The sequence below is a fragment of the Burkholderia vietnamiensis LMG 10929 genome (genome assembly GCF_000959445.1).
GTDB lineage: Bacteria > Pseudomonadota > Gammaproteobacteria > Burkholderiales > Burkholderiaceae > Burkholderia > Burkholderia vietnamiensis.
Map to the genome: position 1 here is coordinate 1593657 of NZ_CP009631.1, position 21908 is coordinate 1615564.

General features: G+C 69.5%; 16 protein-coding genes. 7 read left to right on the top strand and 9 right to left on the bottom strand.

What is annotated here, in order from left to right; genetic code table 11:
• Window positions 1-64 precede the first annotated feature (64 nt).
• Together AK36_RS17275 and AK36_RS17280 are read left to right on the top strand one after the other, a co-directional pair.
• Window positions 65-2344, top strand: coding sequence for an arginine/lysine/ornithine decarboxylase (locus AK36_RS17275; protein WP_011885706.1), 2280 nt, complete (start codon window positions 65-67; stop codon window positions 2342-2344).
• Window positions 2344-3171 carry a lysozyme inhibitor LprI family protein gene (locus tag AK36_RS17280; RefSeq protein WP_045578878.1) on the top strand — a complete coding sequence of 276 codons (828 nt, stop codon included), beginning with the start codon at window positions 2344-2346 and terminating at the stop codon, window positions 3169-3171. Before AK36_RS17275 ends, AK36_RS17280 begins: the two co-directional genes overlap by 1 nt.
• A gap of 103 nt (window positions 3172-3274) precedes the next feature.
• Here AK36_RS17280 and AK36_RS17285 read toward each other — a convergent pair whose 3' ends face one another.
• The 3 genes from AK36_RS17285 to AK36_RS17295 all read right to left on the bottom strand — a co-directional run bounded on the left by AK36_RS17285 (window position 3275) and on the right by AK36_RS17295 (window position 6628).
• Complete coding sequence (locus AK36_RS17285) at window positions 3275-3958, bottom strand: HAD family hydrolase (RefSeq protein WP_045578879.1); 684 nt, start codon at window positions 3956-3958, stop codon at window positions 3275-3277.
• 103 nt (window positions 3959-4061) lie between these two features.
• Entirely contained in the window at window positions 4062-5471 is a 1410-nt protein-coding gene (argH, locus tag AK36_RS17290) for an argininosuccinate lyase (RefSeq protein WP_011885703.1), read from the bottom strand.
• A gap of 347 nt (window positions 5472-5818) precedes the next feature.
• On the bottom strand, window positions 5819-6628 hold the full coding sequence (locus AK36_RS17295; protein WP_011885702.1) for a helix-turn-helix transcriptional regulator: 810 nt from the start codon (window positions 6626-6628) through the stop codon (window positions 5819-5821).
• A 185-nt stretch (window positions 6629-6813) separates the two neighbouring features.
• On the opposite strand from AK36_RS17295, the gene AK36_RS17300 reads away from it, so the two are divergent.
• Complete coding sequence (locus tag AK36_RS17300) at window positions 6814-7566, top strand: class I SAM-dependent methyltransferase (protein ID WP_011885701.1); 753 nt, start codon at window positions 6814-6816, stop codon at window positions 7564-7566.
• Window positions 7567-7804: 238 nt separating this feature from the next.
• Here the strand turns inward: AK36_RS17300 and ppc are convergent, their stop codons facing one another.
• Complete coding sequence (ppc, locus tag AK36_RS17305) at window positions 7805-10810, bottom strand: phosphoenolpyruvate carboxylase (RefSeq protein ID WP_045578880.1); 3006 nt, start codon at window positions 10808-10810, stop codon at window positions 7805-7807.
• Between the two features lie 209 nt (window positions 10811-11019).
• On the opposite strand from ppc, the gene hemC reads away from it, so the two are divergent.
• Genes hemC through AK36_RS17320 form a run of 3 tightly spaced genes read left to right on the top strand, consistent with a single transcriptional unit; the run spans window position 11020 to window position 15190 of the window.
• Window positions 11020-12021 carry a hydroxymethylbilane synthase gene (hemC, locus tag AK36_RS17310; protein WP_045578881.1) on the top strand — a complete coding sequence of 334 codons (1002 nt, stop codon included), beginning with the start codon at window positions 11020-11022 and terminating at the stop codon, window positions 12019-12021.
• The gene (gene hemDX, locus AK36_RS17315) at window positions 12021-14000 is read left to right on the top strand and encodes a fused uroporphyrinogen-III synthase HemD/membrane protein HemX (protein ID WP_045578882.1); all 1980 of its coding nucleotides are present in this window, start codon (window positions 12021-12023) and stop codon (window positions 13998-14000) included. The genes hemC and hemDX overlap by 1 nt, the downstream gene beginning before the upstream one ends.
• Before the next feature lie 2 nt (window positions 14001-14002).
• On the top strand, window positions 14003-15190 hold the full coding sequence (locus AK36_RS17320; RefSeq protein WP_045578883.1) for a heme biosynthesis protein HemY: 1188 nt from the start codon (window positions 14003-14005) through the stop codon (window positions 15188-15190).
• A gap of 125 nt (window positions 15191-15315) precedes the next feature.
• On the opposite strand, the gene AK36_RS17325 is transcribed toward AK36_RS17320, so the two are convergent.
• From AK36_RS17325 to AK36_RS17335, 3 genes are all read right to left on the bottom strand, one after another.
• On the bottom strand, window positions 15316-16620 hold the full coding sequence (locus AK36_RS17325; RefSeq protein WP_011885696.1) for an MFS transporter: 1305 nt from the start codon (window positions 16618-16620) through the stop codon (window positions 15316-15318).
• Between the two features lie 142 nt (window positions 16621-16762).
• Complete coding sequence (locus AK36_RS17330) at window positions 16763-17521, bottom strand: SDR family oxidoreductase (protein WP_011885695.1); 759 nt, start codon at window positions 17519-17521, stop codon at window positions 16763-16765.
• 69 nt (window positions 17522-17590) lie between these two features.
• On the bottom strand, window positions 17591-19030 hold the full coding sequence (locus AK36_RS17335; protein WP_011885694.1) for an aldehyde dehydrogenase family protein: 1440 nt from the start codon (window positions 19028-19030) through the stop codon (window positions 17591-17593).
• A 239-nt stretch (window positions 19031-19269) separates the two neighbouring features.
• Here AK36_RS17335 and ppa point away from each other — a divergent pair, with 239 nt between their 5' ends.
• Window positions 19270-19797, top strand: a complete 528-nt coding sequence (ppa, locus tag AK36_RS17340) for an inorganic diphosphatase (RefSeq protein WP_011885693.1) — start codon at window positions 19270-19272, stop codon at window positions 19795-19797.
• 56 nt (window positions 19798-19853) lie between these two features.
• Here ppa and AK36_RS31280 read toward each other — a convergent pair whose 3' ends face one another.
• Together AK36_RS31280 and AK36_RS17350 are read right to left on the bottom strand one after the other, a co-directional pair.
• Complete coding sequence (locus AK36_RS31280) at window positions 19854-20639, bottom strand: GIY-YIG nuclease family protein (protein ID WP_080938683.1); 786 nt, start codon at window positions 20637-20639, stop codon at window positions 19854-19856.
• An 80-nt stretch (window positions 20640-20719) separates the two neighbouring features.
• Window positions 20720-21898, bottom strand: a complete 1179-nt coding sequence (locus AK36_RS17350) for a GNAT family N-acetyltransferase (RefSeq protein ID WP_034192594.1) — start codon at window positions 21896-21898, stop codon at window positions 20720-20722.
• Window positions 21899-21908: the final 10 nt, after the last annotated feature.

Here is a 21908-nt window from a genome sequence, read left to right on the forward strand (position 1 = left end):
TCACCAGTTTCCGGGTGACCGCTGCGCGTGACGCGCCGCGGTCGTTCTTTTTGGAGAATCGCCCATGAAGTTTCGTTTCCCCGTCGTCATCATCGACGAAGATTTCCGCTCCGAGAACATCTCGGGCTCCGGCATCCGGGCGTTGGCCGAAGCGATCGAGAAGGAGGGCGTCGAAGTCCTCGGCCTCACGAGCTACGGCGATCTGACGTCGTTCGCGCAGCAGTCGAGCCGCGCGTCGTGCTTCATCCTGTCGATCGACGACGACGAACTCATGCTCGGCGAAACGGGCCCGGACGGCGAGCTGCCCGAACTCGCGACCGCGATCATCGAGCTGCGCGCGTTCGTCACCGAAGTGCGCCGCCGCAACGCGGACATCCCGATCTTCCTGTACGGCGAGACGCGCACGTCGCGCCACCTGCCGAACGACATCCTGCGCGAGCTGCACGGCTTCATCCACATGTTCGAGGACACGCCGGAGTTCGTCGCGCGGCACATCATCCGCGAGGCGAAGGTCTATCTCGACTCGCTCGCGCCGCCGTTCTTCAAGGAACTCGTGAAGTACGCCGACGAAGGCTCGTACTCGTGGCACTGCCCCGGCCACTCGGGCGGCGTCGCGTTCCTGAAGAACCCGCTCGGCCAGATGTTCCATCAGTTCTTCGGCGAGAACATGCTGCGCGCCGACGTGTGCAACGCGGTCGACGAGCTCGGCCAGCTGCTCGATCACACCGGCCCGGTCGCCGCGTCCGAGCGCAACGCCGCGCGGATCTTCAGCGCCGATCACCTGTTCTTCGTGACCAACGGCACGTCGACGTCGAACAAGATCGTGTGGCACGCGACGGTCGCGCCCGGCGACATCGTGCTGGTCGACCGCAACTGCCACAAGTCGATCCTGCACGCGATCACGATGACCGGCGCGATTCCGGTGTTCCTCACGCCGACGCGCAACCACTTCGGCATCATCGGGCCGATCCCGCGCGACGAATTCAAGCCGGAGAACATCCGCAAGAAGATCGAGGCGAACCCGTTCGCGCGCGAGGCGCTGCGCGAGAACCCGGACATGAAGCCGCGTATCCTCACGATCACGCAGAGCACCTACGACGGCGTGATCTACAACGTCGAGATGATCAAGGACCTGCTCGGCGACCTGCTCGACACGCTGCACTTCGACGAAGCGTGGCTGCCGCACGCGACCTTCCACGACTTCTACCGCGACATGCACGCGATCGGCGACGGCCGGCCGCGCACCGGCGCGCTGGTGTTCGCGACGCACTCGACGCACAAGCTGCTCGCCGGCATCTCGCAGGCGTCGCAGATCGTCGTGCAGGACTCGGAGAACCGCACGTTCGACAAGCACCGCTTCAACGAGGCGTATCTGATGCACACGTCGACGAGCCCGCAGTACGCGATCATCGCGTCGTGCGACGTCGCGGCCGCGATGATGGAGCCGCCGGGCGGCACCGCGCTCGTCGAGGAATCGATCGCGGAGGCGATCGACTTCCGCCGCGCGATGCGCAAGGTCGACGCCGAATACGGCGACGACTGGTTCTTCAGCGTGTGGGGCCCGGACGACCTGTCGGCCGAGGGCATCGGCTCGCGCGAAGACTGGATGCTCAAGCCGAACGATCACTGGCACGGCTTCGGCTCGCTGGCCGAAGGCTTCAACATGCTCGACCCGATCAAGGCGACGATCATCACGCCGGGGCTCGACGTCGACGGCGAGTTCGGCGACACGGGCATCCCGGCCGCGATCGTCACGAAGTATCTGGCCGAGCACGGCATCATCGTCGAGAAGACGGGCCTGTACTCGTTCTTCATCATGTTCACGATCGGCATCACGAAGGGCCGCTGGAACTCGATGGTCACCGAGCTGCAGCAGTTCAAGGACGACTACGACAACAACCAGCCGCTGTGGCGCGTGCTGCCGGAGTTCGTCGCGCAGCATCCGCGCTACGAGCGCGTCGGCCTGCGCGACCTGTGCACGCAGATCCACGACGTGTACCGCGCGAACGACATCGCCCGCCTGACGACCGAGATGTACCTGTCCGACATGGAGCCGGCGATGAAGCCGTCGGACGCGTTCGCGAAGCTCGCGCACCGCAAGATCGACCGCGTGCCGCTCGACGAGCTCGAAGGCCGCGTGACGAGCATCCTGCTCACGCCGTATCCGCCGGGCATCCCGCTGCTGATTCCGGGCGAGCGCTTCAACAAGACGATCGTGAACTACCTGCGGTTCGCGCGCGACTTCAACGAGCGCTTTCCCGGCTTCCATACCGACATCCACGGTCTCGTCGCGGAAGAAGTGAACGGCCGCGTCGAGTACTTCGTCGATTGCGTGCGCGACTGATGGCGACGCGCGGACGAATCCGGACGATGCGCGCGGCGGCGGCCGCGGTCGTCGTCTGGGCGGCGGGGATCGCCGGGCAGGGCGCCGCGCACGCGGAAGTCGCGGCCGCCGACCCGATCGACGTCGCGATGCGGCAATGCCTCGCGCGGCGCGACCGGTCGTCGACGGCCGGCCAGATCCAGTGCATGGGCGAAGCGCAACGGCAGTGGCAGACGGTGATGGACGGCGCGTACCAGCGCCTGTCGAACGACGCGCCGGCCGACGTGAAGCGCGGCTGGCAGGATAGCCAGCGTCGCTGGGTCACGTGGCGCAAGGACGAGATTCAACTGCTGAAGGCCGTGTACGACACGACGCGCGGCACGTCGTATGCGATGTCGAGCGCCGACATGCAGCTGCAACCAGTGCGCGATCGCGCGCTGGCGCTGCGGGCGGCGGCCGACCGCTACGCGCCGGCGGCGGTGCCGGTCGCGGCCACGAGCGGCGCGGCAGCGGCCGCCGCGGCAACGGCCGCCGCGGCAACGGCCGCCGCGGCAACCGGCGGCAAGCCGGCGAACGCGGCGCCGCGCGATGCCGCGCTCGCCCGCGTGCGGCCGTGCGCGCAGGATGCTTCGTGCGAGCACGCGCTGTTCGACCTGAACCGCTATTACCAGAAGCTGCGCCGCAAGATGCCCGCGCATTCGGCGGCGACGCTGGTGCGCGCGCAGCGCGCGTGGGTCGCGTTCCGCGACGCGACCGCGCCGCTCGTCGGCGAGGAAGGGCGTGTCGATCTGATCGGCGCGCGGATCGCGACGATGAAGCGGCTATCGGAGACGGCGGGGAACAAGTAACGCGCGTTGTACCGCCGGTTGGCGGGCACGTCACGCATGAACGAACGGGCACCTTCGGGTGCCCGTTTGCATATGGGCCGCGCCGGCCGCGCGGTGCAGGGCGTCAAGCCGGTTGCTGCGTGTCCAGTCGGCCGAACCACGACGGCACGAGCGCGAGCGCGTCGTCGAGCGACGCCAGCACGTGCAGGCTCAGCGCGACGATCTCGGGCGTGGGCGCCTTCAGGTCGGGCACCGTGACGACCGAGGCGCCGGCGCCGGCCGCCGACTGCGCGCCGAAGTCGCTGTCCTCGAACGCGACGCACGCGTGCGCGGGCACGCCGAGGCGCTCGGCCGCGAGCCGGTAGACGGCCGGGTCGGGCTTGCCGAGCGCGACTTCGTCGCCGCCCGCGATCGCGTGGAAGTACGGCAGCACGCCGACGGCGTCGAGGCGCGCACGGATCACGTCGCGCGCGGACGACGACGCGACCGCGCACGGAATGCCGGCCTGCGCGAGCGTGTCGAGCAGCGCGCGCGCACCGGACTTCAGCGGAAACTTCGGATGCGGCTCGGGCGCGGCGAGTTGCTCGCGCACGCGGGTGCGTACGGCGTCGAACGTGTCGGTGTCGCCGATCAATCGCGCGAGGATCACCTGGCCTTCGGCGAACGAACGGCCGACGATCTGCAGGTAGTCGATCTCGGTGAGCACCACGCCGTGCGCGGTCGACACGTCGATCCACGTGTTCATGATGGTCCGCTCGGAATCGACGAGCAGGCCGTCCATGTCGAAGAGCGCGGCGGAGAAGGTCATCGTCGGTTTCCGGGAAGCGGCGAAGCGGGGCAGGCAACGGGCGGCGCGACGGCCGCCCGGATCATGGGAATGGGACGCCGAAGCGTCCGTGCGCGACGGCCGCTTACTCGCCGAGGGCGGCGCGCGCGGCCTTGATCGCCGCACGCACCTGGTCGGGTGCGGTGCCGCCCGGATGGTTGCGGCTCGCGACCGAACCTTCGAGCGTCAGGTAGCCGAACACGTCGTCGCCGATCAGGTGCGCGACGTTCGGCAGTTCCTGCTTCATCTCGTCGAGCGTCAGGTCGGCGAGATCGATGCCGCGATCGTCGCAGATCCGCACCGCGTGCGCGACGGCTTCGTGCGCGTCGCGGAACGGCAGGCCGCGCTTCACCAGGTAATCGGCGAGGTCGGTCGCGGTGGAGAAGCCCTGCAGCGCGGCCGCGCGCATCGCGTCCGGCTTCACGGTGATGCCCGCGACCATCTCGGCGAAGATCCGCAGCGTGTCGGCGACGGTGTCGACCGTGTCGAACAGCGGCTCCTTGTCTTCCTGGTTGTCCTTGTTGTACGCGAGCGGCTGGCCCTTCATCAGCGTGAGCAGCGCCATCAGGTGGCCGTTGACGCGGCCCGTCTTGCCGCGTGCGAGCTCGGGCACGTCGGGGTTCTTCTTCTGCGGCATGATCGAGCTGCCGGTGCAGAAGCGGTCGGCGATGTCGATGAAGCCGACGCGCGGGCTCATCCACAGCACGAGCTCTTCCGAGAAGCGCGACACGTGCGTCATCACGAGCGCGGACGCGGCCGTGAATTCGATCGCGAAGTCGCGATCCGACACCGCGTCGAGCGAATTCGCGCAGATGCCGTCGAAGCCGAGCGTCTTCGCGACCGCATGACGATCGATCGGATAGCTGGTGCCGGCGAGCGCTGCCGCGCCGAGCGGCAGACGGTTCACGCGCGTGCGGCAGTCGCGCATGCGCTGCGCGTCGCGCGTGAACATCTCGACATAGGCGAGCAGATGGTGGCCGAACGTGACCGGCTGCGCGACCTGCAGGTGCGTGAAGCCCGGCATGATCGTGTCGGCGTTCTGCTCCGCGAGATCGAGCAGCGCGCCGCGCAGGTCGTTCAGCAGGCCGCCGATCCGGTCGATCTCGCCGCGCAGCCACAAGCGGATGTCGGTCGCGACCTGGTCGTTGCGCGAGCGGCCCGTGTGCAGACGCTTGCCGGCGTCGCCGATCAGCGCGGTGAGGCGCGCCTCGATGTTCAGGTGGACGTCCTCGAGATCCAGCTGCCATTCGAATTCGCCGCGCTCGATCTCGCCCTTGATCTGCGCCATCCCGCGTTCGATCGCGGCGAGGTCGTCGGCGCTGATGATCTTCTGCGCGGCGAGCATGCTCGCGTGCGCGAGCGAGCCGGCGATGTCGACGAGCGCGAGGCGCTTGTCGAAAAACACCGACGACGTGTAGCGCTTGACCAGCTCCGACATCGGTTCCGAGAAGCGGGCCGACCAGGCCTCGCCCTTTTTGTGCAGTTGGGACGTCATGGCGATTCTTCGAAGGGGAGTTGGGCGGCCGTATGCCGCCGAGGGAATCCCGCAATTCTAGCATTCGTGACTCGCGCGGCCGCGCGGGGCATGGGGCGGCGTGGGGCGGAGGCCGGGACGTGCAGCCGTGCAGCGGGCCAGCGTGCAGATGCGCAGACGCCAGAGGTGCAGACGCGCTCAGGAGTGCAGGCGTACGGACGCGCCGGGGTTCAGGCGTCGGGCGCCCTGCCGCGCTGACATATCAGGCCCGGGCGCCGATGCCGGTGTCGCAGATCGCAAGTCGCGGACCGCAGACCGCGCACCAAGCACCAAGCACCAAGCACCGCCGCCCGCGCGCCTCCCCCGCCTCAGTCGCGCACGAGCACGACCAGCTTCAAATCTTCGCGGTGCGCGGGTTTCAGCGTGATCTGCTGATAGACGACGCGGCCGTCGGCCGGATGATCGAATTCGCGCCGTCCGCCCTCGCGCTCGAACACGTCCTGCGACGCCCAGTACTGCGCGAACGCCTCGCTGCCGGCCATCAGCGCATCGATCAGCGCGCGGGTCGGCGCATCGGCGAGGTGGCGGATCGAGTCCGCGCGAAATTCGGCCGCGAGCCGGCGCGCGCGCGTCTCCCAGTCGACGATCAGCGTACGCGCGGACGGCGCCATGAACGTGAAGCGCAGCAGATTGCGATCGTGCTCGCCGTCGAGCCAGCCGGTAAACAACGCGGCGGCCGGCGCGTTCCACGCGAGCGCGTTCCATTGCCGGTCGAGTACGTACGCGGGCGTGGCGATCGCGGCGACGGTCGCCGCGAGCGTCGGCGGCAGGTCGCCCGCCGCGACGTCGGGCTCGGCCGGGTCGCGCTGCGCGGCCAGCTCGAACAGGTAGGCGCGCTCGGCCTTCGACAGCTGCAGCGCGACGGCGATGCGCGCGAGCGCGTCGGCCGACGCGGACACCGGCCGGCCCTGCTCGATCCACGTGTACCAGGTCGGGCTGACGCCGCACAGCTGCGCGACTTCCTCGCGCCGCAACCCCGGCGTGCGGCGGCGCGGGCCGGGCGGCAGGCCGACGGCCTGCGGCGACAGACGTTCGCGGTGCGCGCGGATGAATTCGCCGAGCGCACGGGCGGGCGTGGCATCGAGCGGCGGGTGAGGGGCAGTGGACGGCTGGTTCATGCGAATGCGGCTGAAACGACTCGTGCGAACGGATCGACGTAAAAGGGCACGCCGGGCGCGGCAAGCGCCAGGCAGGTGTAACGAATACCAGAATAACCGCTTAACTTGTACTGGTACCAACGCGGCCCTATTGTAGCGATTCGCGCGCTGGCAGGCAGCGGGCGCATCCAACCAAGGAGCGAACGATGAAACACCACGACCAGGTCGCCGACGCATTCGGCACGACGGCTGCCGCCTATCTGACGAGCACGGTCCACGCGACGGGCGCCGATCTCGACATGCTGGCGGCCGCCGTGCGCGCGACGCCGGCGGCCGCGGTGCTCGATCTCGGCTGCGGCGCGGGCCATGCGAGCTTCGCGGTGGCGCCGCACGTGCGCGACGTGGTCGCGTACGATCTCGCGGCGCCGATGCTCGCGACCGTCGACGCCGCCGCGCGCGAGCGCGGGCTCGCGAACGTCCGCACGCAGCAGGGGCCGGCCGAGCGGCTGCCGTTCGAGGCGGGCAGCTTCGACTGGGTGATCAGCCGGATGAGCGCGCATCACTGGCACGACGTGCCGGCGGCGCTCGCCGACATGCGCCGCGTGCTGAAGCCGGGCGGGCGCGTGCTGATGATCGACATCGCGGGCAACGATCATCCGTTGCTTGACACGTATCTGCAGGCGGCCGAAGTGCTGCGCGATGCGTCCCACGTGCGCGATTACCGCGCCGACGAGTGGCTCGCGATGTTCCGTGGCGCCGGGTTCGACGCGCAGGTGCAACGCCGCTGGCGTTTGCCGATCGATTTCGACACGTGGGTGCAGCGGATCCGCACGCCGGCCGACAGCGTCGCGGGCATCCGCGCGCTGTGGGCGCATGCACCGGACGAAGTGCGCGGCTACTACGCGGTGCAGCCGGACGGCTCGTTCGAGCACGATGCGCTGCTGATCGAAGCGTGCTGATCGGCGCGCAGTGACCGAAGCCCACTGAGCAACGCCCGCACCGACCGGCGCGCGCAACGCGCCGCGCCGCGCGATGAAAAAAGCCGCGATACGCAAGAGCGCGTATCGCGGCTTTCGTTTGGCCGCTGCCGTTCGCGGCGGCCGTGGCGACCGTGGCGACCGTGGCGACCGTGGCGACCGTGGCGCGAAGCCGGCGCGAAGCTATGCGCCACGCCCCAGCCACCGCGCCGGATGCGGATCAGCCCGTGTTGCGCAGCCCGGCCGCGATCCCGTTGATCGTCAGATGAATCCCGCGGCGCAGACGCGCGTTCGTGTCGCCCGCGCGGTGACGCTTGATCAGCTCGACCTGCAGGTGGTTCAGCGGATCGAGATACGGGAAGCGGTTCTTGATCGAGCGCGCGAGCAGCGGGTTGGTCGCGAGGCGCCCTTCGTGCCCGGTGATCTCCGCGAGCGCCTGCGCCGTGCGCTCCCATTCGGCGACGATCCGCTCGAACACGTGCTTGCGCAGCTTGCGGTCGGCGACCAGCTGCGCGTAGCGCGACGCGACCGCGAGATCGGTCTTCGCGAGCACCATGTCCATGTTCGACAGCAGGTTCGCGAAGAACGGCCAGGTCTTGTTCATCTTCTTCAGCAGCGCGACGCGCTTCGTGCGCGCGGCCGCGTCCGGCGCGCCGTCGAGATACGCGCTCACCGCGCTGCCGAAGCCGTACCAGCCGGTCAGCAGCAAGCGGCACTGGCCCCACGAGAAGCCCCACGGAATCGCGCGCAGATCCTCGATCCGGCGGTTCTTCGGGTCCTGCAGCTTGCGCGACGCCGGGCGGCTGCCGATGTTCAGCTCGGCGATCTCGGTGATCGGCGTGGCCGCGAAGAAGTAGTCGGTGAAGCCGGGCGTTTCGTAGACGAGCGCGCGATACGACGCCATCGCCGCGTCCGACAGCGCCTGCATCGCGGCTTCGAACGCGGGCAGTTGCGCGGGCGCGTTCGACTGCGGCAGCAGCGACGCCTCGAGCGTCGCGGCCACCACGGTTTCGAGGTTGCGCCGGCCGATCTCCGGGTTGGCGAACTTGCTCGCGATCACCTCGCCCTGTTCGGTGAGGCGGATCTGGCCGTTCACGGTGCCCGGCGGCTGCGACAGGATCGCCTGATAGGTCGGGCCGCCGCCGCGGCCGACCGTGCCGCCGCGGCCGTGGAACAGGCGCAGCGTGATCTTGCGGTCGCGGAACAGGTCGACGAGCGCGAGTTCCGCGCGATACAGCTCCCAGTTCGACGTCAGGAAGCCGCCGTCCTTGTTGCTGTCCGAATAGCCGAGCATCACTTCCTGCTCGGCGCCCTGATGCGCGATCAGCGCCTCGATGCCCGGCAGCGCGAAGTATTCGCGCATGATGCGCGCGGCGTCGCGCAGGTCGGGAATGGTTTCGAACAGCGGGATCACCATCAGGCCGTTGCGCGCGCTGTCGTGCGCCGCGCCGAACGCACCTTCGAGCAGGCCCGTTTCCTTCTGCAGCAGCAGCACCTCGACGAGGTCGCTGACCGTCTCCGTGTGCGAGATGATGTAGTTGCGCACCGCGCGCGGCCCGAACTGCGCGCGCACCTCGCGTGCCTTCTCGAACACGCCCAGCTCGCTTTGCGCGAGCGCCGAGTATTCGATGTACGGCGAGCGCAGCGGGCGTGGATCGGCGAGCGCGGCCAGCAGCGCGATCAGCTTGTCGTCCTCGGACAGCGACGCGTAGTCGGCATGCACGCCCGCGCGCGCGAACAGCTCGGCGACCACCGCTTCGTGGATGTCGGAGCTCTGGCGCAGGTCGATGCTCGCGAGGTGGAAGCCGAACACTTCGGCTGCGCGCATCAGCGGCGTGAGGCGCGGCGCGGCGAGCGACGCGCCGTGATGTTCTTCGAGCGACGCGGTCAGCACCTTCAGGTCGGCGACGAACGCTTCGGAATCGGCGTACGGCACCGCGCGCACCGGCGGCGCGCCGCGGCCGGCGCTGCGCACCGGCACGGTGCCCTCGCCGAGGCGCACGCGGGCGCTCGCCGCGAGCCGCGTGTAGATGCCGATCAGCGCGCGGCGGTAGGGTTCGTCGACGCGGTGCGGCGACTGGTCCGGCGACGCGGCGGCGAGCGCCTTTACCGCGTCGTTCGCGCCCACCAGCAGGTTCGACACGGAGAGTTCGGCGCCGAGCTTGTGCACCTGCTCCAGATAGTGTTCGAGGATCACCGCGGCCTGGCGGTTGATCGCTTCGTCGAGCGTCGCGGCCGTCACGTTCGGGTTGCCGTCGCGATCGCCGCCGATCCAGCTGCCCATCTGGAAGAACGCGGGCACGCGCGCGGGCAGGCCGTGCTCGGCGAGCGCGGCTTCGATGTCGCCGTACAGCGCGGGCAGTTCGTCGAGGAAGGTGGCGCGGTAGTACGACAGCGCGTTCTCGATCTCGTCGCCGACCGTCAGGCGCGCGTCGCGCAGCATGCGCGTCTGCCACAGCGCGGTCACGCGCGCGCGCAGCATCGATTCGTTGTAGGCGCGTTCGCGCGCGGTCAGCGGCTGGTCGCGTTCGGCGAGCAGGCGCGCGATGTCGTGCTGCGCGTCGAGGATGCTCTTGCGCTGCACCTCGGTCGGGTGCGCAGTCAGCACCGGCACGATCAGCGCATCGTCGAAGAAGCGCTGCAGCACGCGCTTCGATGCGTTGCCGCTCGTCTTCAGCTGTTCGAGCGCGTACGCGACGGTGCCCGGTTGCGGCGCGGAGCCCGCGAGCGCGTGAATGCGGCGGCGGCGGTTGTGATGGCGATCTTCCGCGATGTTCGCGAGATGCGAGAAGTAGCTGAACGCGCGCACCACGCTCACCGTCTGTTCCGGCGTCAGCTTGCGCAGCTTCTTCTCGAGCGTCTGCGCGGCTTGGCTGTCGTCCTCGCGGCGAAACTTCACCGCGGTCTGACGAATCGTTTCGACGACGTCGAACACGGTGTCGCCTTCCTGTTCTCGCACGACGTCGCCGAGCAGGCGGCCGAGGAAGCGGATGTCCTCGAACAGCGGGCCGTCCTTGTCCTCGCGCGTGCGCGCGGCGGGCTTCGACGCGCCGGCCGCCTTCGTCGTGCGTTTTGTCTGACGTATCGAGTCTTTCGGTTTCGTTGCCGGTTTCGTTGCCGGTTTCGCACGGCCGTTCGCGACGGTGGCGAGGGCGCCCGTCTGGGCGTCGGTGGAGGGCAGGGCAGCATTGCGGCGCGCCGTACGCGCCGATCCGGAAGACTTCACGATGGGTTTCCTTGGGAAAGCTCGAGTCAAAAGGGACTGCGGGGACTGCGGAACTGCGGTCAAGCAACCAGCTACGTGCGGCACATCCGCGCATCGGTGGCGCCGCGCGCGCGCCCGGGCGCCGCGGATGCAGGCGCCGCGCCCGGGCGGGCGGGGGCCTGCGTGCTACCATTGTTCGGTCTTCAATCCCGTCCTTCGATGTTCCAGCAATGAATTCCGAGACCTTTTCGGCCGGGCCGAAATCGGCGCCAGCCCCCGCGACGTTGACGATTGCGTCGCGCGAGAGCCGCCTGGCGATGTGGCAAGCCGAACACGTGCGTGATGCGCTGCGCAAATTATATCCAGCTTGTGACGTGAAAATCCTCGGGATGACGACGCGCGGCGATCAGATTCTCGATCGCACGCTGTCGAAGGTCGGCGGCAAGGGCCTGTTCGTGAAAGAGCTGGAGAATGCGCTTGCCGACGGCCGTGCCGATCTCGCCGTGCATTCGCTGAAGGACGTGCCGATGGCGCTGCCCGACGGCTTCGCGCTGGCCGCGATCATGGCGCGCGAGGACGCGCGCGACGCGTTCGTGTCGAACGACTACGCATCGCTCGACGCGCTGCCGGCGGGCGCCGTCGTCGGCACGTCGAGCCTGCGCCGCGAAGCGATGCTGCGCGCCCGCTATCCGCATCTGAACGTGCTGCCGCTGCGCGGCAATCTCGACACGCGTCTCGCGAAGCTCGACCGCGGCGACTACGCGGCGATCATCCTCGCGGCCGCCGGCCTGAAGCGCCTCGGCCTCGAGGCGCGGATCCGCGCGCTGATCGACGTCGAAGACAGCCTGCCGGCCGCCGGCCAGGGTGCGCTCGGCATCGAGATCGCCGCGCACCGCAGCGACGTCGCGCAATGGCTCGCGCCTCTGCACGACCCGCACACCGCGCTCGCGGTCGAAGCGGAGCGGATGGTGTCACGCGCGCTCGGCGGCAGCTGTGAAGTGCCGCTCGCCGCGCATGCGGTGTGGCGTGCCGGCGAGCTGTACCTGACCGGCCGCGTGTCGACCACCGACGGCCGGCGCGTGCTGAGCGCGCAAGCGTGCGGCGCGGTCATGACCACCGCGGATGCGCTCGCGCTCGGCCGCGCGGTGTCCGACGAGCTCGACGCGCAGGGCGCGCGCGACATCGTCAATGCATTGCTCGCCGGCTCGCAGGTCGGCAAGGGCGACGCCTGATGGCGGGCGGCGCGCGCGCGTTCACCGCTGTCCTGACCCGCCCGGACGGCCAGTCGGCCGCCCTTGCGGCGCAGCTCGCCGACGCCGGCTGCGACGTGCTCGAATTTCCGCTGATCGACATCGCGCCGCTCGACGATCCGGCGCCGCTCGTCGCCGCGTTCGCGACGCTGGCCGACTACGCGCTCGTGATCTTCGTGTCGCCGAACGCGATCGACCGTGCGCTCGCGCACTACGGCGCGATCTGGCCGAATGCGCTGCCGGTCGGCGTCGTCGGCCCCGGCAGCGTCGCGGCGCTCGCGCGTCACGGGATCGCGGCGCCCGCGCATCGCGTGATCGCGCCGCAGGCGGGCGCCGACGGCGGCGTGCCGCGCTACGATTCGGAAAGCCTGTTCGCCTGCATCGAGGCCGCCTTCGGCGGCGCGCAGGCGCTCGCAGGCAAGCGCGTGCTGATCGTGCGCGGCGACGGCGGCCGCGAATGGCTCGCCGAGCGCCTGCGCGAAGCCGGCGCCGAAGTCACGCTGGTCGCGGCATACCGGCGCGTCGTGCCCGAGCCGCGGGTCGGCGCGTGGGAGCGCGTGCATGCGCTGCTGGCCGGCGCACCGCACGCGTGGCTCATCACGAGTTCCGAAGGCGTGCGCAACCTGCACGAACTCGCGCGGACCCATTTGAACGACGCCGAGATCGACGCCCTGAAGCATGCGCGGCTCCTCGCGCCGCACCCGCGGATCGAGCAGACCGCGCGCGCACTCGGTTTTGATAGGATTACGCTGACCGGCGCGGGCGATGAGCGCATCGTCCGCGCGTTTCGAACGATGGCCGACGAGGCCGTCCAACCGGCGACAGCCGCACCGGTGACTAAACGCATGACAGATACCAACGATTCCAAAAGCGTCGCTTCCCAGCCGGCCGCTGCCTCCGCGCCGCCGCGCAGTCCCTCTTACGTTGCGTCCGAACCGCCGGCGCGCCGCGGCGGCAGCGCGGCGCTGTGGTTCGTCATCGTCGTGCTCGGCTGCGCGGCGGGCGTCGGCGGCTATGCGCTGAACCGCAAAGTCGACCGGCTCGACGCTTCGTTCGTCGCACGCCAGAAGTCGCTCGACGCGCAGACGGCCGAGCTGCGGACGAAGACCGAACAGGCGCTCACGGGCACGCACCAGGTCGACACGCAGCTCGCGCAGCTCGACGGCAAGCTCGCCGACGCGCAGAGCGCCCAGCAGGCGCTGCAGCAGCAATACCAGGACCTGTCGCGCAACCGCGACGCATGGATGCTCGAGGAAGTCGACCAGATGCTGTCGAGCGCGAGCCAGCAGCTGCAGCTGACCGGCAACACGCAGCTCGCGCTGATCGCGCTGCAGAATGCCGACGCGCGCCTCGCGACGTCGCAGAGCGCCCAGGCCGTCACCGTGCGCAAGGCGCTCGCGCAGGACATCGAGAAGCTGAAGGCCGCGCCGTCGGCCGACCTCACGGGCCTCGCGATCAAGCTCGACGACGCGATCGCGAAAATCGACGCGCTGCCGTTGTCGGGCGAGGCGATCGTTGCGCACGCGGCGCCGCAGGCCGCACCGGCCGCCGCGTCGTCCGCTGCGCCCGCCGCCGCGGCCGGCGAGCCGCGCTGGAAGGTGTGGTGGCACGATTTCTCGGCGGGCCTCGGCCAGCAGTTGAAGAGCCTCGTGCAGGTGCGCCGCATCGACAACGCGGACGCGATGCTCGCGTCGCCCGACCAGGGCTACTTCGTGCGCGAGAACGTGAAGCTGCGCCTGCTCACCGCGCGGCTGTCGCTGCTCGCGCGCAACGACGCGGCGATGAAGTCCGACCTGCATGCTGCGCAGGCGTCGCTCGGCAAGTATTTCGATCAGGCCTCGAAGGACACGCAATCGGTCGAGGATCTGCTCAAGCAGGTCGACGGCGCATCGCTGACGGTCGCGGTGCCGAACCTGAACACGAGCCTGAACGCCGTTCAGCAGTTCAAGAGCCGGGGGTAACGATGACGCTTCGAGGAATCGTCTGGCTCGCGATCCTGTTCGCGATCGCCGCGGCACTCGCCACCGTCGGCCGCTTCGACGCGGGGCAGGTGCTGCTCGTCTATCCGCCGTACCGTGTCGACGTGTCGCTGAACCTGTTCGTGATCGGCATCGTCGTGCTGTTCATCGTCGTCTATGCGCTGATGCGCATCGTGCGCAACATCTGGCTGATGCCGCGGCGCGTCGCCGCGTATCGTGCGCGTGCGCGCAACGAGAAGGCGCAGTCGTCGCTGCGCGATGCGATCGCGAATCTGTACGCGGGCCGCTTCTCGCGCGCCGAGAAGGCCGCGCGCGATGCGATGGCGGTCGACGCGAACCAGGGTGCGGCGAGTCTCGTCGCCGCGACCGCCGCGCACCGCATGCACGAGTACACGCGTCGCGACGACTGGCTGTCGAAGGTCGACGCGCCCGAATGGCAGGACGCGCGGCTGCTCGCGACGGCCGACATGCGCGCCGATGCACGCGACGCCGACGGTGCGCTCGCCGCGCTGGCCGATTTGCAGGCGGGCGGCAAGCGCATCCACGCGCAGCAGGTCGCGCTGCGTGCGCAGCAGCAGCTGAAGAACTGGGCCGAGGTGCTGAAGCTGGCGAAGGCGCTTGAGAAGCGCGACGCGCTGCATCCGGCCGCCGCGGTCCGGCTGCGCCAGCAGGCGGCCGAGAATCTGCTGCGCGAGCGTTGGCACGATGCGGACGCGCTGCTCGAAGTGTGGCAGTCGCTGTCGGCGCTCGAGCGCCAGTCGCCGCGCCTCGCCGATCTCGCGGCCGAGCTCCTGGTGTCGCTGGAGCGCCGCACGGAGGCGCGCCGCATCGTCGAGGATGCGCTTGCGCACAACTGGGATGCGCGGCTGTTGCGCCGCTATCCGGACACGGCCGGCAACGACGCGCTGCCGCTGATCCAGAGGGCCGAGGGCTGGAAGAAGGATCATCCGGACGATGCCGACCTGCTGTTCGCGCTCGGCCGGCTGTGCCAGCAACAGCAGCTGTGGGGCAAGGCGCAGTCGTTCCTGGAGGCCGCGCTGAAGCAGGCCGACAACGACGCGCTGAAGGTGCGCACGCATCGCGCGCTGGCCCGCCTGTTCGAGCATCTCGGCGAAACCGACAAGGCCGCGAAGCACTATCGCGAAAGCGCGCTCGCGATCACGACGGTGTGACGCGCGCGGCGCGCGTTCGCCGCACGATCAAAAGCCCCGAACGCCTTCCGGCTTCGGGGCTTTTTTGCGCGTGTGCGCGGCTGGCCGGCGGGGCGGCGGCCGGCCGCGGCGTCACGCCGCGCGCCTCATTTGTCGACGAGCCGCTTCGGCACCGACAGCGCGAGCAGGCCGCCGAGCACGAGGAACGCGGCGAGCAGATACATGCCGGCATCGTTGGCGCCCGTCGCCTGCTTGAGCCAGCCCATCATGTATGGGCTCAGGAAGCCCGCGAGGTTGCCGATCGAGTTGATCATCGCGATGCCGGCCGCGGCCGCCGCGCCGCCGAGGAACGCCGTCGGCAGGCTCCAGAACAGCGGCAGCGTCGTGAGGATGCCGATCGTCGCGAGCGTGAGGCCGAGCATCGCCAGCGCCGTCTCGTGCGCCCACATCACCGACAGCACGAGCCCGAGCGCGCCGATCGCGGCCGGGATCGCGAGGTGCCAGCGCCGCTCGCGCCGCTTGTCCGCGCTGCGCGCGATCAGGATCATCGCGACCACCGCCGCCGCATACGGAATCGCGGACAGCAGGCCGATCTTCAGCGTGTCGGTCACGCCGGTCGCCTTGATGATCGTCGGCAACCAGAAGCCCACGCCGTACAGCCCCATCACGAACGAGAAGTAGATCAGCGCCATCAGCCACACGCGCGGGCTCGACATCACGGCGCCGAGCGCGAGGTCTTGCTTGGTCGCTTCCTCCGCGTCGACGTTGCGCGCGAGCAGCGCCTTTTCCTCGTCGGTGAGCCACGCCGCGCGCGCGATGCGGTCGTCGAGCGCGAAGAACACCAGCACGCCGGCCAGCACCGACGGAATCCCCTCGAGCAGGAACAGCCATTGCCAGCCGTGCCAGCCGCTCACGCCGTTGAACGCCTTCAGGATGAAGCCGGAGAGCGGCCCGCCGATCACGCCGGACAGCGCGACGGCCGTCATGAAGAAGGTGGTCATCCGGCCGCGCCGGTGCGCGGGATACCAGTACGTGAGGTACAGGATCACGCCGGGGAAGAAGCCGGCCTCGGCGACGCCGAGCAGGAAGCGCATCACGTAGAACATCGCGGGTGTCGTGACGAACATCGTCAGGATCGAGATCACGCCCCACGTGGCCATGATGCGTGCGATCCACACGCGCGCGCCGACCTTGTGCAGGATGATGTTGCTCGGCACCTCGAACAGGAAGTAGCCGAAGAAGAAGATCCCGGCACCGAGCCCGTAGACGGTATCGCTCAGATTCAGGTCGCTCGCCATCTGCAGCTTCGCGAAACCGACGTTGACGCGATCGAGATACGCGACCACGTAGCACAGCAGCAGGAGCGGCGTGAGCCGCCACGACACCTTGCGGTAGGTCGCTTCCTCGAATGCGCCGGACGAGCCCGGCAGCGAATGCGTCGATGTTGCCATGTTGTCTCCTGTCCTTTCTTGTCGTGGGTCGTGATGGGCCGGATCGGGCGCGCGGGCGCGCGATCCGGTGTCGTGCGAAGCATGGCCGGTGCGTGACGCCGGCGCCGGCCGGCAGCGGCGGCGCGGCGCCGTTGCCGTCGTGCTAGATGCAGCGGCCGCCGTCGACTTCGAGGCAGACGCCCGTGATGAACTCGGCTTCGTCGGATGCAAGGTAGAGCGCGGCGTTCGCGATGTCCTGCGGCGTCGAGAAGCGGCCGAGCGGAATCGTCGACAGGAACCGGCGGCGGTTTTCGGGCGTGTCCTCGCAGCCCATGAACTCGGTCATCAGGCCCGTTTCGCCGAGCACCGGGTTGATGCAGTTCACGCGGATCCGGTCGGGGCCGAGCTCGGCTGCGAGCGACTTGCTGGCGGTGATCATCGCGCCCTTCGTGCTGTTGTACCAGACGAGGCCGGGGCGCGGCCGCACGCCGGCCGTCGATGCGACGTTGACGAACACGCCGCCGCCCTGCGCGCGGAAGTACGGGACGAAGGTCTGCACGCTCCAGAACAGGCTCTTCATGTTCACCGCGTACACGCGATCGAATTCGGCTTCCGTCACGTCGAGCACCGGCTTGTTGCGGTGCGTGGTGCCCGCGTTGTTGACGACGATCTGCACCGCATGGAAATCGTCGAGCGCGGCCTGCAGCAGCGCACGCCAGTCGGCGTCGCGCGACACGTCGCCGGCGAATGCGATCGCCTTGCCGCCGGCCAGCGCGATCTCGCTCGCCACGCGCTCGGCCGCCGCGCCGTTCAGGTCGTTGACGACGACGTTCGCGCCTTCGCGCGCATACGTCTTCGCGATCCCTTCGCCGAAGCCCGAGCCGCCGCCCGTGACGACGGCCGTCTTGCCGCTCAACCGCATGGTTTGTCTCCTGTGTTGGAAGAGTGCAGGGTGCGCCGCTGCCGGCTGCTTCCGCCCGCGCGGCGCGGTTCAGCCGTGCCGGATCGCGATCGTCTTCAGCGCGGTGAAGCCGTACAGCGCCTCGAAGCCTTTCTCGCGCCCGTGGCCCGAATGGCCGACGCCGCCGAACGGCAGCTCGACGCCGCCGCCCGCGCCGTAGTTGTTGATGAACACCTGGCCCGCGCGCACGCGCCGCGCGAGGCGCAGCTGGCGCGCGCCGTCGCGCGTCCAGATGCCGGCGACGAGCCCGTACGGCGTGCCGTTCGCGAGCGCGACGGCTTCTTCCTCGTCGACGAAGCGCATCGCCGCGAGCACCGGGCCGAATACTTCCTCCTGCGCGAGCCGATGCGACGGCGGGACGTCGCGCAGCAGCGCGGGCGCCTGGTAGAAGCCGCTTTCCGGCGCGTCGGCGACGACCTGGCCTTGCGCGGCCATCGGAATGCCGTCGTGCTGCGCATCGGACAGGAAATCCCAGACGCGCTGCTGCTGCTTCGCGTTGATCAGCGGGCCGCAGTCGAGGTCCGCGCGGCTCGGGCCGACGCGCAGCGCGTTGAACGCGGTGGCGAGCCGCTCGACCAGCGGCTCGTAGGCCGCATGCTCGATCAGCACGCGGCTGCCGGCCGAGCAGGTCTGCCCGCCGTTCTGCACGATCGCCGACACGAGCACCGGCAGAGCGGCGTCGAGGTCGGCGTCGGCGAACACGATCTGGGGCGATTTGCCGCCGAGCTCGAGCGTGACGGGCACGTGATTCTCGGCGGCCATCTGGGCGACCAGCTTGCCGGTCGCGGGCGAGCCGGTGAACGAGATGTGGTCGATGCCGGGGTGGCGCGCGAGCGCGGCACCGGCTTCGTGACCGTAGCCGGTGACGACGTTCAGCGCACCGGCCGGCAGCCCGGCCTCGATAGCCAGCTCGGCGACGCGCAGCACCGACAGGCATGCGTCCTCGGCCGGTTTCACGACGCACGCGTTGCCGGCGGCCAGCGCCGCGCCGACGCTGCGCCCGAAGATCTGCATCGGGTAATTCCACGGCACGATGTGGCCGGTGACGCCATGCGGCTCACGCACCGTCAGCACCGTGTAGCCGGCTTGGTAGGGAAGCGTCTCGCCGTGCAGCTTGTCGGCGGCGCCCGCGTAGAACTCGAAATAGCGCGCGAGCGCGGCGGCGTCCGCGCGCGCCTGCTTCAGCGGCTTGCCGGTATCGCGCGCCTCGATCGTCGCGAGTTCTTCGATGCAATCGGTGACGCGCGCGGACAGCCGCATCAGCACGCGGCCGCGCTCGGCGGCGCTCGCCGCGCCCCACGGGCCCGCGAAGGCGTCGCGCGCCGCGGCGACGGCGCGCTCGATGTCCGGCGCCGTGCCGCGCGCGATCGTCGCGAACGGCCGGCCGTCGGACGGGTCGACGACGGCAATCGGCTCCAGCTGCGCGGGCAGCGTCCATTCGCCTGCGATGAAGTGCTTCGCCTGTTCCATGCGTGCTCCTGTCTCCGGGTGGGCGCGTACCGCGGGTGCCGCGGCGGCCGTGCATCGCGGCCGCCGTGCGGCATCGCTCGCGGTCAGTGGCAGAACGTCCGGACCGATTATCACGCCGATCGTCATCCGGACGCCACCGGTCGATTGGCTATAATGGCGCATTCCCTGCGGGGAGGCCCGCGGCCGCGCACCGGTCGAGGCACCCTGCGCCGCATTCCCATCGACCAACAGAGAGCGCTATGAGCTTCAATCATGTTCCGGCCGGCAAGGACCTGCCGCACGATTTCAACGTGATCATCGAGATCCCCGCGCAAAGCGATCCGGTGAAGTACGAAGCCGACAAGGAGCTGGGCCTCCTCGTCGTCGACCGCTTCATCGGTACCGGCATGCGTTATCCGGTGAACTACGGCTACATCCCGCAGACGCTGTCGGGCGACGGCGATCCGGTTGACGTGCTGGTGATCACGCCGTTCCCGCTGCTGGCCGGCTCGATCGTGCGTTCGCGCGTGCTCGGCATGCTGCAGATGACCGACGAGTCGGGCGTCGACGCGAAGCTCGTCGCGGTGCCGCACGACAAGGTCTGCCCGATGACGGCGAACCTGAAGTCGATCGACGACGTGCCCGAGTATCTGAAGGACCAGATCAAGCACTTCTTCGAGCAATACAAGGCGCTCGAGAAGGGCAAGTGGGTGAAGGTCGAAGGCTGGGCCGGCATCGACGCCGCGCACAAGGAAATCGCCGACGGCGCTGCGAACTACAAGAAGTAAGCCGAATGGCCGGCTTCGCGGCCGGTTCGCTCGCATCGCAAACCGCGCGTGTCTCGTCAGGAGGCCGCGCGGTTTTGTTTTGTGTGCGGTTTGCCGCGGGCGCCGGGCGGGCGCGGTGCGGCGGAGGGCGGTGCGGATTGCGCGCGTTTCGCGGCGGTCGTGCGGCGGGGGGCGGTGGTGACGGGTGGGGTTGCGGCGTCCTTCGCAGCGGGTTTGGCGTCGGGCTTCGCACCCGACCTTGCGCCGGACTTCTCGTCGGATTTCGCTCGGAGCTTTGCGTCGGAGTTGGCCTGCGGCTTGGCAGCGGGCCTCGCACCTGGCCTCCTGCCGGACTTCACACCGGGCTTGGCGTCGGACTTGGCTTGCGGCTTGGCGGCGGGCTTCGAGCCTGGCCTCGCGTCGGACTTCTTGTCGGACTTGGCGTCGGGCTTCGCATCTGACTTGGCACCGCGCCTCACCCCGGACTTCGCTCGCGACTTCTGCGCGTCGCCGGCCGACACCGCGCTTTCTTTCGCGTTCTTCGCGCCGCCCGACGCGACGCTTGCCACGGCGCCTCCGTCGCTCGATATCCCGTCCGGCAATACCGAAGCGAGCGTCCGCCCGCCAGCCGCCAGCTCCCGTTTCTGCGCGGCCGTGAGGCGTTTCACCCAATACTCGGCGCGCGATGCGCTCGACCGGTCGGGCAACGGGAACGACGCGAGCACCGCGCGCGGCTTGCGCGAGCGCGTGTAGCGGGCGCCCTTGCCGGACGCATGCTCGTCGAAGCGGGCGGCGACGTCGGTCGTGATGCCCGTGTAGACGCTGTCGTCGGCGCACTCGATCAGATACAGAAACCAGGACATGGGAACGCGGCAGGCTGCGAAGCCGTCAGTGTCTCAGAAATGAAGGCGGCCGCCGCGAAACACGCGTGGCGCGAGCGTCGTCACGTGCCGCGGCGGAACGGATCGTGTTCGCGCAATTCGTCGACGTAGGCGTGGATATGCTCGGTCTCGCGCTCCAGAAAGCGCGCCACCGCATCGGAGAACGCCGGATGCGCGAGCCAGTGCGCGGAATGCGTGACGGTCGGCAGAAAGCCGCGCGCGAGCTTGTGCTCGCCTTGCGCGCCGCCCTCGAAGGTATCGAGCCCGGCCTCGATGCAGAACTCGAGCAACTGGTAGTACGCCGTCTCGAAATGGAGGCACGGCACGTGTTCGAGCGCGCCCCAGTAGCGGCCGTACAGCGTGCCGCCGCGGCCGTCGGCGCCGCGCCGGTACACGGCGAGCGAGCTCGCGATCGGCCGCCCGTCTGCTTCGGCGATGACCAGCAGCAGATTCTCGGGCATCGTCGCGCCGATCGTGCGGAAAAACTCGAGGTTCAGGTACGGGCTCGAATAGTGCTCGCGATAGGTCTGCCGGTAGCAACGCGTGAAGAAGCGCCAGTCGGCATCGGTGATCTGCTCGCCGGCGAGCCGCCGGAACGTGATGCCGGCGTCGCGCACCTTGCGCCGTTCCGCGCGGATGTTCTTGCGCTTCTTCTGCTCGAGCGTGCCGAGGAAGTCGTCGAAGTCGCGATAGCCGTCGTTGAGCCAGTGGAACTGCACGCCCTCGCGCAGCATCATGCCCATCGATTCGAGCAGGCGGGCCTCGTCGCCGGTCGGAAACAGCACGTGCAGCGACGACACGTCGCTCTGCTCCGCGAACGCGAGCAGCGTGGCCGCGAGGCGGCGGCGCGCGTCTTCGTCGGCGGCGAGCAGGCGCGTGCCCTGCACCGGCGTGAACGGCACCGCGCACAGCAGCTTCGGGTAGTAGGGCAGGTCGTTGCGCTGGTACGCGTCGGCCCATGCCCAGTCGAACACGTATTCGCCGTACGAATGCTGCTTCGCGTAGACGGGCGCGGCGGCCGCGAGGCGGCCCGTGTGCGCGTCGGTGAGTGTGACGAAGTGCGGCGACCAGCCGGTGTCGTCCACTGCGCAGCGCGCGACGTGCAGCGCGTCGAGGAACTCGTGGCGCAGGAACGGCGTCGGCTGCGCGTCGCGTTCGAGCAGCGCGTTCCATTCGTCGGCCGGCACCTCCGCGGGAGACGACAGGATGCCCGTGCGATAATCGATGCGTTCGTGTTTCAAGCGTGAATCC

What these genes read in the sequence shown, in the direction of transcription:
- ppa (WP_011885693.1), top strand. Translation starts at nt 19,270, where the DNA reads ATGAGCTTCAATCATGTTCCGGCCGGCAAGGACCTGCCGCACGATTTC.
- AK36_RS17285 (WP_045578879.1), bottom strand. Translation starts at nt 3,958, where the DNA reads ATGACCTTCTCCGCCGCGCTCTTCGACATGGACGGCCTGCTCGTCGAT.
- hemC (WP_045578881.1), top strand. Translation starts at nt 11,020, where the DNA reads ATGAATTCCGAGACCTTTTCGGCCGGGCCGAAATCGGCGCCAGCCCCC.
- AK36_RS17295 (WP_011885702.1), bottom strand. Translation starts at nt 6,628, where the DNA reads ATGAACCAGCCGTCCACTGCCCCTCACCCGCCGCTCGATGCCACGCCC.
- AK36_RS17330 (WP_011885695.1), bottom strand. Translation starts at nt 17,521, where the DNA reads ATGCGGTTGAGCGGCAAGACGGCCGTCGTCACGGGCGGCGGCTCGGGC.
- AK36_RS17275 (WP_011885706.1), top strand. Translation starts at nt 65, where the DNA reads ATGAAGTTTCGTTTCCCCGTCGTCATCATCGACGAAGATTTCCGCTCC.
- AK36_RS31280 (WP_080938683.1), bottom strand. Translation starts at nt 20,639, where the DNA reads ATGTCCTGGTTTCTGTATCTGATCGAGTGCGCCGACGACAGCGTCTAC.
- AK36_RS17280 (WP_045578878.1), top strand. Translation starts at nt 2,344, where the DNA reads ATGGCGACGCGCGGACGAATCCGGACGATGCGCGCGGCGGCGGCCGCG.
- AK36_RS17300 (WP_011885701.1), top strand. Translation starts at nt 6,814, where the DNA reads ATGAAACACCACGACCAGGTCGCCGACGCATTCGGCACGACGGCTGCC.
- AK36_RS17320 (WP_045578883.1), top strand. Translation starts at nt 14,003, where the DNA reads ATGACGCTTCGAGGAATCGTCTGGCTCGCGATCCTGTTCGCGATCGCC.
- AK36_RS17335 (WP_011885694.1), bottom strand. Translation starts at nt 19,030, where the DNA reads ATGGAACAGGCGAAGCACTTCATCGCAGGCGAATGGACGCTGCCCGCG.
- AK36_RS17325 (WP_011885696.1), bottom strand. Translation starts at nt 16,620, where the DNA reads ATGGCAACATCGACGCATTCGCTGCCGGGCTCGTCCGGCGCATTCGAG.
- argH (WP_011885703.1), bottom strand. Translation starts at nt 5,471, where the DNA reads ATGACGTCCCAACTGCACAAAAAGGGCGAGGCCTGGTCGGCCCGCTTC.
- hemDX (WP_045578882.1), top strand. Translation starts at nt 12,021, where the DNA reads ATGGCGGGCGGCGCGCGCGCGTTCACCGCTGTCCTGACCCGCCCGGAC.